This is a genomic window from Clostridium oryzae (genome assembly GCF_002029235.1).
GTDB lineage: Bacteria > Bacillota > Clostridia > Clostridiales > Clostridiaceae > Clostridium_AE > Clostridium_AE oryzae.
This window is the reverse complement of the sequence record NZ_MZGV01000030.1, coordinates 39,954-50,368: the sequence shown is the minus strand read 5'-3', so window position 1 is coordinate 50,368 and position 10,415 is coordinate 39,954. Positions and strand designations below refer to the sequence as shown.

The 10,415-nt window shown below is 37.2% G+C and carries 11 protein-coding genes; 9 read left to right on the top strand and 2 right to left on the bottom strand.

Going from position 1 to position 10,415, the window contains the following annotated elements; translation table 11 throughout:
- Nucleotides 1-714: 714 nt before the first annotated feature.
- A complete protein-coding gene (locus CLORY_RS23310) occupies nucleotides 715-891 on the bottom strand; it encodes a hypothetical protein (protein WP_169911627.1) in 177 nt (58 codons plus the stop codon).
- Between the two features lie 72 nt (nucleotides 892-963).
- Nucleotides 964-1,122, bottom strand: a complete 159-nt coding sequence (locus CLORY_RS23305; RefSeq protein ID WP_169911626.1) for a hypothetical protein — start codon at nucleotides 1,120-1,122, stop codon at nucleotides 964-966.
- A 451-nt stretch (nucleotides 1,123-1,573) separates the two neighbouring features.
- Between CLORY_RS23305 and CLORY_RS13885 the strand changes: the two genes are divergently transcribed.
- The 9 genes from CLORY_RS13885 to CLORY_RS13850 all read left to right on the top strand — a co-directional run bounded on the left by CLORY_RS13885 (nucleotide 1,574) and on the right by CLORY_RS13850 (nucleotide 10,380).
- Nucleotides 1,574-1,945, top strand: a complete 372-nt coding sequence (locus CLORY_RS13885) for a BlaI/MecI/CopY family transcriptional regulator (protein ID WP_079425462.1) — start codon at nucleotides 1,574-1,576, stop codon at nucleotides 1,943-1,945.
- Nucleotides 1,945-2,631 carry a response regulator transcription factor gene (locus tag CLORY_RS13880; protein ID WP_079425460.1) on the top strand — a complete coding sequence of 229 codons (687 nt, stop codon included), beginning with the start codon at nucleotides 1,945-1,947 and terminating at the stop codon, nucleotides 2,629-2,631. Before CLORY_RS13885 ends, CLORY_RS13880 begins: the two co-directional genes overlap by 1 nt.
- Nucleotides 2,618-3,607, top strand: a complete 990-nt coding sequence (locus CLORY_RS13875; protein WP_079425458.1) for a sensor histidine kinase — start codon at nucleotides 2,618-2,620, stop codon at nucleotides 3,605-3,607. Before CLORY_RS13880 ends, CLORY_RS13875 begins: the two co-directional genes overlap by 14 nt.
- Before the next feature lie 82 nt (nucleotides 3,608-3,689).
- Complete coding sequence (locus tag CLORY_RS13870) at nucleotides 3,690-4,373, top strand: ABC transporter ATP-binding protein (RefSeq protein WP_079425456.1); 684 nt, start codon at nucleotides 3,690-3,692, stop codon at nucleotides 4,371-4,373.
- Entirely contained in the window at nucleotides 4,370-6,955 is a 2,586-nt protein-coding gene (locus tag CLORY_RS13865) for an ABC transporter permease (protein WP_079425455.1), read from the top strand. Before CLORY_RS13870 ends, CLORY_RS13865 begins: the two co-directional genes overlap by 4 nt.
- A 249-nt stretch (nucleotides 6,956-7,204) precedes the next feature.
- Nucleotides 7,205-7,348, top strand: coding sequence for a TetR-like C-terminal domain-containing protein (locus tag CLORY_RS24240; protein WP_169911628.1), 144 nt, complete (start codon nucleotides 7,205-7,207; stop codon nucleotides 7,346-7,348).
- Nucleotides 7,349-7,511: 163 nt separating this feature from the next.
- Nucleotides 7,512-8,252: a class I SAM-dependent methyltransferase gene (locus CLORY_RS13860; RefSeq protein ID WP_079425453.1), complete on the top strand. Its 741-nt coding sequence runs from the start codon at nucleotides 7,512-7,514 to the stop codon at nucleotides 8,250-8,252.
- A gap of 139 nt (nucleotides 8,253-8,391) precedes the next feature.
- The gene (locus CLORY_RS13855; RefSeq protein WP_079425451.1) at nucleotides 8,392-9,225 is read left to right on the top strand and encodes an AraC family transcriptional regulator; all 834 of its coding nucleotides are present in this window, start codon (nucleotides 8,392-8,394) and stop codon (nucleotides 9,223-9,225) included.
- Between the two features lie 276 nt (nucleotides 9,226-9,501).
- On the top strand, nucleotides 9,502-10,380 hold the full coding sequence (locus CLORY_RS13850) for a serine hydrolase domain-containing protein (protein ID WP_079425449.1): 879 nt from the start codon (nucleotides 9,502-9,504) through the stop codon (nucleotides 10,378-10,380).
- Nucleotides 10,381-10,415: the final 35 nt, after the last annotated feature.

Below are 10,415 nucleotides of genomic sequence, written 5' to 3'. Positions count from 1 at the left end.
ATATATGGAAATATAAATGAGACTTTAAATGGTTTGAAATTGTTCTATAGTTTATATTTAACTTATATGAGCTTTTCTTCAACAAATCCCATTCAATTAAATCTAACACTTTTTCGAATAATAGTGTATAATTATCTTGTTTTTTCAATAGTCAGTATCCTCCTTAAAAGTTTGTCCAAACATTACTTTACTAAGGATACTGACTTTTTTAAATGCTAAAATTTTGGACCCGCTACTAAAGTTTTCTATTTATCTTGTCAATATGATTTCATTTCCATTCTCTGAACACCAGTGTTAGAAAATAGTGTTTTTTTCAATTGTGGATAACTCTAAATTAATATCAAGATACACCACTAAATAGGAGAAAAGGTGGTTGCTAAATAAAAAAACGGTACAGCGTGTTTACGAAGAAGTTAAAAAGAGACAGTAATATATTTTGAAGTTAGTGAATTAAGATAGAAAGGTAATAGAATTAATAAAATAAAAGTAATTTGTTAATATTAAGAGTTAGGGCATTAAAAATGGTTACATCCGACGGAGGCATTTGGAGTGAGTTTAGCAATTATCCGTGTCTTTTAGGCAAATTTCCGTTAAGATGGCGAATTGTTTGAGGCGCAGCCGAGTTATGAGCCATTAGGAAATTTGACTAAAAGATGCGGTAAAATTGCTTAACGAGCGGAACTATCCGACATAGGGTGCAACCATTTTTTATAACTAATATAAAGATTTATCCCTTTTGTGGAATTTTCGGCTTATTGCTGTACTTTTCATATCGTCAGGGCGAATTTTACTTCCGCTGTCTAAATATGAACTAAAAGTATCAGGGTCAAAAGACATTGGAGCATCATATCTATCTTCAGCATTTTTCCTGCCTTTATCATTATTATCCATCTGATTACCTCCTCAGTATTGATTATGCCATGCGAAAATTTAGTTTCACATGGCAATCATTATATTGTATAGTTACTTTTTGTTTTTATTTTTGTCATGTATTTTATCTAAAGCATTTCTATTGTCAATACCAACCGGATGTACATCATTATTATTAGCTTCATTTGAATTGATAATTTTAGGATCTAAGGCCATTGAATCATTATATCTATTTTTATCTTTATTATCCATAAGCTTCCTCCTGAATTTTATAATTGATTTTAGAAAGAATTCAAACTCTTTATAGTATGTGCAAAAAAATACTATATATAATTGCTACAAAATAAATTCAAATTTAATAAGCTAATACATAGCAAAATAAATAGGAACAGTTCTTCATTATTACTATAAGGATTGAATTCTATGGATATGTAAGGGAGAAAGGTAAATGAAAGGAATCATAATTATTGGTGGAGGCTGGGCCAAACAAGCAGTTTTATGGGTTTGACCGCAAATGAAAATTCATAAAATTTGCAACTGTGGCTACAGTTACCCTGCTTGCCGGTAAACGAAGAGGCGAAAAATGCACTATTTACGGATTTTCGTTTCAAAAAAAATCTTATTTACACTATTGACAACCGTTTAATACAGATGTATTATGCAATCAATCTAACACACTTGTGTTAGTAGAAAGGGTGATTATATGAAAAGGCTTCCCGAAGCAGAATTTCAAGTGATGAAAGCTATCTGGACCTATGAGCCTCCAGTAACCTCATCTATGGTAATGGGTCATTTATCGAGAGAAAAAAGCTGGCCTATACAGTCGGTTGTCACATTACTTAGCAGGTTGGTAGAAAAGGAGTTCTTACGCTCAGAAAAAAAAGGCAGGGAAAGATTATATTACCCACTCGTTTCAAAGAAAGATTATCTTCAATTTGAAACCAGGAATTTTGTTAAGCAATACCATGAAAATTCATTTATCAGTCTGCTATCGGCGCTTGATCAAGACAAGAAACTGACTGACGAGGATTTAGACAACTTGCAAGAATGGATAAGGAAACGGAGGTCTAACTAATGAAACGGATATTTTTGGTTGAGGACGATAAAGCAATCGCTAAAAACCTTGTGCTTTTACTCCGCTCAGAGGGATTTACAGTCACTCACGCCCATACGCGGAGTGAAGCCCTTGCCGCGCTTACCAGAAATAAATTTGACTTGGCGCTTATAGATATTTCTTTGCCTGATGGAAATGGCTTTACGGTTTGCACGGAAATCAAAGAAGGGCAGGATGTTCCCGTTATCTTTCTGACGGCTTCCGGCGATGAAGCAAGTGTTGTTACCGGGCTGAACATGGGTGCGGACGACTATATCACCAAGCCTTTTCGTCCGCGTGAATTGATTGCGCGAATTGGAACAGCTCTGCGAAAAAGCGGGCGTTCTCCATCGGCTTTTGAAATTTGCGGGCTTCATGTCGATACGGCAAGCGGCGTCGTGAAAAAGGACGGCAGTGAGGTTTTTCTTTCAGCCTTAGAATATCGCTTGTTGTTGGTTTTTATTAATAACCCCAAAAATATTATCACAAGGAGCAGGTTACTTGACGAATTGTGGGACGCTGCGGGCGAGTTTGTAAATGACAATACATTGACTGTGTACATTAAACGCTTGCGGGAGAAGGTAGAGAATGACCCAGCAAGCCCGCAAATCATTCTGACCATTCGAGGGATAGGATATAGATTGGGGGACGGATATGCTTCGGAATAGAGAGTTTCGGCAGTTTGCCATTTTGTTTTCCTTAATAGCTGCCACTACTGCGACGCTGGGGTTTGCAATAAGTACGGCGTCTGGAATGCTTGCTATTGCTTCCGCTGCCGCTTTTGGAACAGCATTTTTTGTGTTTACCAAAGCTCGATATAAAAGTATTGCGCAAATTTCAGATCAAATCGATCTCGTACTTCATAATGCTGACCATCTGTATATTTGTGAATCCGACGAGGGTGAACTTTCCATTCTTCAAAGCGAGATAACAAAAATGACAATGCGTATTAGGGAGCAAAACGACGCACTAAAAAAAGAAAAAGAACATCTTGCAGAGTCGCTGGCTGACGTAGCCCACCAACTTCGAACACCTCTAACGTCCGTGAACCTTATTCTGTCATTGTTAGAGAATAACCCTGACGAAAATCAACGGAAAGAATTGATATGGGAAACAAAAGAATTGTTTGTACAGATGGATTGGCTGCTTACTTCCCTGCTGAAATTATCTCGCTTGGACGCAGGCATTGTGGTGTTCCAAAGTGAGCAGGTAGATGTAAACAGCTTGATATCTGCAGCACTTCGTCCATTCCTAATCTCTATGGAACTGCACCATATTGATTTGCAAATGAATGAACTGAAAGGGATGATTATTCAGGGCGATTCAGGTTGGCTTTCGGAAGCAATTCAAAACATCCTCAAAAATTGCATAGAAAGTGTAGGCGAGAATGGGAAGATTGAGATTTTTTGCGAGGACAACTCATTGTTTACAGAGATTATCATACACGATAGCGGCACAGGCTTTGAAAAAGAAGATTTACCCTACCTGTTTGACAGATTTTATCGTGGAAAAAATCCAAACGCTACGGGATATGGAATTGGACTAGCTCTCTGCAAGATGATTATAACACGACAGGGTGGAACGATTATCGCAAAAAATCATCTACAAGGTGGCGCGATATTTTCCATTCGTTTCCCAAAGTGACGAATCTCTCACCTAAAAGTCACAGAGATGTAAGCATAAGGTTCTATTATATGGGTAAAACATAAGAAAGGAGACTCACATAATGGAGTTTTTAAAAGTTGAAAATTTATGCAAGGTCTACGGCAAGGGCGAAAACCAAGTTATCGCGCTTGACCATGTTTCGCTTACGATAGAAAAGGGGGATTTTACCGCAATCATTGGCTCCTCTGGTTCTGGTAAATCCACCTTGCTTCACATCATCGGTGGTGTGGACGTACCTACAAGCGGAAAAGTGTATTTGGAGGGGCAAGATGTATATGCACAAAATAATGAAAAACTTGCCATTTTCCGCAGGCGTCAGGTAGGACTTATATACCAATTTCATAACCTCATTCCGACTCTTAATGTGGTGGAAAATATCACCTTACCTATACTGATGGACAAGCGAAAGGTCAACAAAGAAAGGCTTGATGACTTACTAGAACTTCTTGGATTATCAGCGAGAAAAACACATTTACCTAATCAGCTATCAGGAGGACAGCAGCAGCGTGTTTCCATAGGACGTGCTTTGATGAATGCCCCAGCGGTCATGCTTGCCGACGAACCAACTGGTAGTTTGGATAGCCGAAATGGTCATGAAATTGTCAAGCTACTGAAAGCAAGCAATAAAAAATACAATCAGACACTTATCATAGTAACACATGATGAAAATATAGCCCTGCAAGCAGACCGCATTATCGGTATATCAGACGGGAAAGTAGTGCGAGACGAGAGGGTGAGAGCATGAATATCTTTAATAAAGTTACGCTGCAAAGTATGAAAAAAAGCCGCACACGAACGCTTGTAACGGTTATGGGAGTCATTCTCTCCGCTGCATTAATTACCGGCGTAATAACCTTTGGAGTTTCCCTGATGCACTATATGGCAAATGGAGCGGCTCAAAAGTACGGCGATTGGCACGTTCAATTTCCTAATGTAACTTCTTCTTTTGTACAGGAACGAAACCATGACCAAGCTGTCGATAACACCGCCTTCTATGAAAATATAGGCTACGTAAAGCTTAATGGCGTGAAAACACCAAATAAACCCTATGCTTTTATAGCTGGCTTCAACAAGAAAGCCTTTCATACCTTACCTATCACCATGATGGAAGGAAGGCAACCTAAAAATGACGGAGAGATCATTGTTCCCTTGGCCTTGGAGGTAAAGGGCAGCGTTAAATTTGCGGTGGGTGATAAGCTTTCACTTGATGTGGGAAGCCGTATGAATGGCAACAAGAATCTGGGTCAACACTCCCCTTACATTTCCGGGAAAGAAACTCTTGTTCCAAAAGCAAAAAAAACTTACACCGTTGTAGGGATATACCTAAAACCTTACTTTGAGGAATCTTCCGCGCCGGGATATACCTTGATAACAAAAGTAGGTCCCCAAGGCAAAGCAGACAACTTCAGCCTATTTGTGAAGCTTAAAAACCCCCGTAGGGTTCATAGTTATGGAAAGACCACAGCGGTAAATCATAGCTATGTTTTTAATGATGATGTGCTGCGTTTCATGGGTCTTTCCGAAAATGGGGTATTCAATACGTTTCTATACTCCCTTGGCGGTATTGTCATTGCCATAGTCATGATTGGCTCCATTTTTCTCATTTATAATTCCTTCAATATATCACTGAACGAACGAACACACCAGTTTGGGATTCTTTCATCTGTGGGAGCCACTGCAAAACAGCTGCGAAACTCGGTGCTATTTGAGGGACTTTGTGTCGGTGCCATGGGCATACCCATCGGTGTTATAGTTGGCTTAGGAAGTATAGATATTGTGATTTCCGTTGTAGCCAAGAAATTTAATAGCATTCTATACGCCAATGTTCCTTTTAACTTAACCATATCTCTCCCAGCAATTATTGTAGCGGCGGTGGTGAGCATAGTTACCATCTTGATTTCTGCCTATATCCCAGCAAAGAAGGCGGCAAATACACCAATTATGGAGAGTATCCGACAGACCAACGAAATTAAAGTTCAATCCAAAGCGATAAAAACGTCAAAATTATCACAGCGTATTTACGGTTTAGAGGGAACTCTTGCACTAAAGAACTTTAAAAGAAATAAGAAACGGTATAGAAGCATTGTACTATCACTGGTTTTAAGCGTAGTCCTATTTATATCTACCAGTTCCTTTATAATAGATATAAAACAGTGGTCAGGTGAGTCAAAGGAGTATAATAACTATGACATCAGCTTTGCTACACAGGACATGGATGATAGAGAACTATTGTCGCTGTATGGCAAACTAAAAACAGCCCCTGGTGTTTACCAAAGCACCTGTCAAGCAATTATGGATTGTTCCGGTACTGCCAAAGCAAGTGATCTTTCAGATTCATATTGGAAAAATAAAGGTTCCCATTCCCAGAACCAAATTGTTAATCTTCTAATAGAAATGCAGTTTCTTGATGACAGCACATATATAAAAATTATAAAAAGCTTAGGCTTGCCTGTAGATGAGTATACTGGACAAAATGCAAAATTCATCTCCGTGGCAAAAGTGAGTGAGCATTTTAAAGACAATAAGACTCATCATGTTAATGAGTTAGCTAATCTATTCAAGAGGTCTACCATGAATTTTACCATTACTCAAAAAACAAATAGCAAGATCAAGATGGCGCAGCAACGAAACATAAGGACTAAGTTTGTCAATATAGTTCCTCCTGGTCCAACTAAAACATTAGAAAACACTCCAATAAAGAAGTCTGCTAAGGATTCATTGTCTTTTAGCGTGATTGCCCCCTATTCGCTGAAAGACAAGTATATACCTGCTGATATAAAGGTTGATAAAGGTTTTACCTTTAAATCGAAAAGTCCTTCGCAGTCCACCGCTGAAATGAGTAACATCATTAAGAGTGCTGGAATTACAGCTAGTTATAACTTGACAAATTTTTCTGAGATGCTTGAGCAGAACCGTAATATGGTGTTTATTGCCAATGTGTTCAGCTATACCTTTGTCATACTGATTTCACTGATTGCCATTGCCAATGTATTCAATACCATTTCCACCAATATCAAGCTGCGCCGGCGGGAACTTGCCATGCTCCGCTCTGTGGGGATGTCTGACCGGGATTTCCAAAAGATGATGAATTTCGAGTGTGGCTTTTATGGCATGAAGGCGTTGCTTTTTGGGCTTCCTATAGCATCAATCTCTTCTTGGCTGATTTACAAGGTAATGGGGGGCAATTCCAATTTTGTGTTTCCTTGGGCCAGTACCGGAATCAGTGTGTTCAGCGTGTTCTTTATCGTGTTCATTACAATGCTGTATTCCACTAGCAAGATAAAAAGAGAAAATATTATTGATTCACTTAGAGATGACATGGCTTGATTCAAAACCTATATTGACTTGATACAAAATCAAAAACATCTAGTTCATTTGATTGACAATCGTCATGAAAGGCGATTTAACTTCGGGCTAAATTGGCCCGAAGTTGTACTGCCATAAAATATGGCAAAAAACCGTTATTTTTAAGATAATACAGGCATGAAAATATGTCTGCTTTACGACGTTTTTTTTCTTTTGCTGTTGTACGAGAAAAGGAGATGATTATTTTGTGAAAAGACGCATGCGTTAGCTATACACAAATGGTCATATTACTTTGTTGCACAAGGTTGTTGTGGTATCTTAGATCAATGGATGATGAATGGTATGATGGAATCAATAAATGATGTGGTAGACTTTGCTGATAAACTTATTAGAAATACATTAAAACAATTTTAGAGCATTAAAACAATTTGTGGTCGTTAGAAATTTTCCTCCAATATAATTTTAGCAAAATATCATAATAATGTATGTAATATATGTTATAATTATCCTACAATCAAGGCGTAATTGTAAGATATAGTGAATATAGGTTATTTATATTCGGGGAAGGGTGGTCAGTATGGACAAGAATTCTGTATATAAAACAAACAGCTTCTATTGGGATACAAAAGGAAACGACTTTTTAGAAGCAATAGTACTTCCTTTGTACGGAGCATTTATCTCAGAAGAAAAATGTCAACTTTTTGGTGATGTATCAGGAAAAAAGATGTTAGAGATAGGCTGTGGAAACGGCCAATCCTTGCAATATCATGGGGATCATAAAGCATCTGAACTATGGGGTATAGATATATCAGAAAAACAAGTCGAAAAGGCAAAACAACATTTGACGGCTTGTGGTCTTTCAGCAAAATTGATTTGTTCTCCCATGGAAGAAGAATGTGGTATCCCCAAGGATTATTTTGACTTTGTTTATTCGATTTACGCCATAGGCTGGACAACCGACCTTGAGGGAACTTTTTGTAGAATCGCTTCTTACTTAAAGAAAGGTGGTGTATTTATTTTTAGTTGGTCTCATCCTATACACAAATGTGTTGTTGCTGAAAATAATATACTTGCTTTTAAAAAATGTTATTTTGATGAATCTTGGTATTCAGTAGCTCTTGATGAAGGTGCACTAACATTATCGGACCGTAAACTATCAACCTATGTGAATGCGTTGGCAAAAGCAGGATTTGTAATTGAGCAAATGATTGAGGAATCTGATGATGAAATTATGCAATTACGGAACGATAACAGCGATTTTGCAATAAAAGCAAAGATGCTTCCTGTAACTTTCGTAGTCAAAGCAAGAAGGCTATAAGAGTCAGGATATGCATTATCTATATTTGTTTTTTTATCTAACAAAAAGCAATAAAATTGATAATCCGTTAACATCTGTTTATTAAATAACGGGAAAATACAAACAGAGCGTTTTATAATAGAATTCGGGAGGTGAAGTTATGGACTGGGTCGATAGAATGAATAAAGCGGTTGAATATGTAGAAAGTAACTTGAATGGTGAAATCGATTCTAATGAGATAAGCAGGATTATGGCATGCCCTTTTAATATATTTCAGAGATCTTTTATTCAAATTACTGGAATTCCTTTATCAGAATATATCCGATGCAGAAAACTTACCTGTGCTGCCTACGAATTGCAAAATACAGATAATAAGGTAATTGATATCGCTTTAAAATACGGGTATAAATCATCGGATGCATTCAGTGTGGCTTTTAAGCATATACATGGTGTTGCACCGTCTATGGTAAGAAAAAACAATATAAAGCTAACATTCTATTGCCGTTTGTACTTTGCACTTACTATTAAAGGAGTTGATAAAATGAATTATAAGATAACTATCAGAGAACCTTTCAAAGTAATTGGAAGAAGACGTACGACACCGTATGGAGGAGGTACTTGGGCAATCGTTAAAAGTGATGGAAGTGCTGAAACCATGAAAGAGTTAAGCGGACACATATGCGATTTGGGCTTATGTTTTGGTTTTGGTGAGGATGGCAGCAATGACTATATGTGTGGTATTGAATGGGATAAGGAGGACATTGAAGAATTCGATAGTTATACGTATCCATCTGCTACGTGGTTGATTTTTGAGGCAAACGGAAAAATATCTGAACAGGTGCTTAATCAAGTGTGGCAGCGAATTAATCACGAATTTCTTCCTCAAAGCAAATATAAAAAATCAGGATTACCTACTATTGAAAAATATGTCTTATGGGACGATGCGGCAGATATTTGCAATGTTGAGATATGGATACCGGTTGCTATAAAATGATCTTTAACAATAATATGTCTATGATTTAATTCGCAATTTTTTTATTTAACAAACAAACAGTAAAATCGAATACTTTTTAGGACACCGCATTATTCATAGATGGATTTTGAGGTGTTTTTTAGTTCTCATTTCAAATTGAATTTTTTCATCTAACCATATCAAATTTTATGGAATATATGTGATAAATGCTATAATTATTCTATGGCAAGTAAAAGTTATTTAAAGAAGATATAGACAAATAGTAAGTTTAAAAAATTATTTTGGAGGAAGACCGATATGAATTTGGAAAAATTTAATGAGGTTGCTGTTAAGCTTGGAGTATTAGGAATAAAGGTTTCTCAAAACGGGAAACTTATAGCACAAAAGCTTTGGGATGAGGAATGCCGAAGAAACATCTACTCTGCAAGTAAGAGTTTTACTTCTTGTGCAGTTGGACTTGCCGTACAGGAGGGTTTATTATCTATTGATGAAAAACTTGTGGATGTATTTGAAAGGGATTTGCCGCAAAACGTTAGTGATTATCTTGCAAAGGCTACTGTTCGAGACTTACTTACCATGTGTTTAGGGCAGGAACATGGCAGTTTGATGGGTGCACAGAGACCACTTTATGCTGAAGATAATTGGGTTAAATTGTCTTTAGCTATACCTTTTGTATATGAGGCAGGGACACATTTTGTTTATAACAACGTAGGTCCTTATTTAGCAGGAATACTTGTACAACGTAGAGCTGGATGTGATTTGGTGTCATATCTTACACCAAGGTTGTTTCAGCCATTAGAAATTAAGAGACCTACATGGGAAATTGATCCTTTGGGGAACACTTTTGGTGCAGGAGGACTATTTCTTACTTTATCAGAATTTCACAAGTTTGGAATGCTGTATTTACAAAAAGGTCGGTGGAATGGAAAGCAGCTAATTTCAGAAGCATGGGTCATGGAAAGCACCAAAAAGCAGGTTGAGAATAGAAATGACTCATATGGTTATGGGTATTTATTTTGGGGTGGAGAGAATAATTCTTTCCGTGCAGATGGTAAGTATTCACAACTTTCAATTATATTGCGAGATAAAGATGCTGTTATTTCAATTGCTGCTGAATGTAGAAAACCAGCTAAGTTGATGAGAGTGATTTTTGATGAAATATATCCACAACTTTAGAGTATGCTAAGGTATAGTAAGCAAAAGTATATATC

Excerpts from the sequence above, each read along its gene's own strand:
- CLORY_RS13860 (WP_079425453.1), top strand. The coding sequence starts at position 7,512 with ATGGACAAGAATTCTGTATATAAAACAAACAGCTTCTATTGGGATACA.
- CLORY_RS13880 (WP_079425460.1), top strand. The coding sequence starts at position 1,945 with ATGAAACGGATATTTTTGGTTGAGGACGATAAAGCAATCGCTAAAAAC.
- CLORY_RS13875 (WP_079425458.1), top strand. The coding sequence starts at position 2,618 with ATGCTTCGGAATAGAGAGTTTCGGCAGTTTGCCATTTTGTTTTCCTTA.
- CLORY_RS13865 (WP_079425455.1), top strand. The coding sequence starts at position 4,370 with ATGAATATCTTTAATAAAGTTACGCTGCAAAGTATGAAAAAAAGCCGC.
- CLORY_RS13855 (WP_079425451.1), top strand. The coding sequence starts at position 8,392 with ATGGACTGGGTCGATAGAATGAATAAAGCGGTTGAATATGTAGAAAGT.
- CLORY_RS13850 (WP_079425449.1), top strand. The coding sequence starts at position 9,502 with ATGAATTTGGAAAAATTTAATGAGGTTGCTGTTAAGCTTGGAGTATTA.
- CLORY_RS13870 (WP_079425456.1), top strand. The coding sequence starts at position 3,690 with ATGGAGTTTTTAAAAGTTGAAAATTTATGCAAGGTCTACGGCAAGGGC.
- CLORY_RS23305 (WP_169911626.1), bottom strand. The coding sequence starts at position 1,122 with ATGGATAATAAAGATAAAAATAGATATAATGATTCAATGGCCTTAGAT.
- CLORY_RS13885 (WP_079425462.1), top strand. The coding sequence starts at position 1,574 with ATGAAAAGGCTTCCCGAAGCAGAATTTCAAGTGATGAAAGCTATCTGG.
- CLORY_RS23310 (WP_169911627.1), bottom strand. The coding sequence starts at position 891 with ATGGATAATAATGATAAAGGCAGGAAAAATGCTGAAGATAGATATGAT.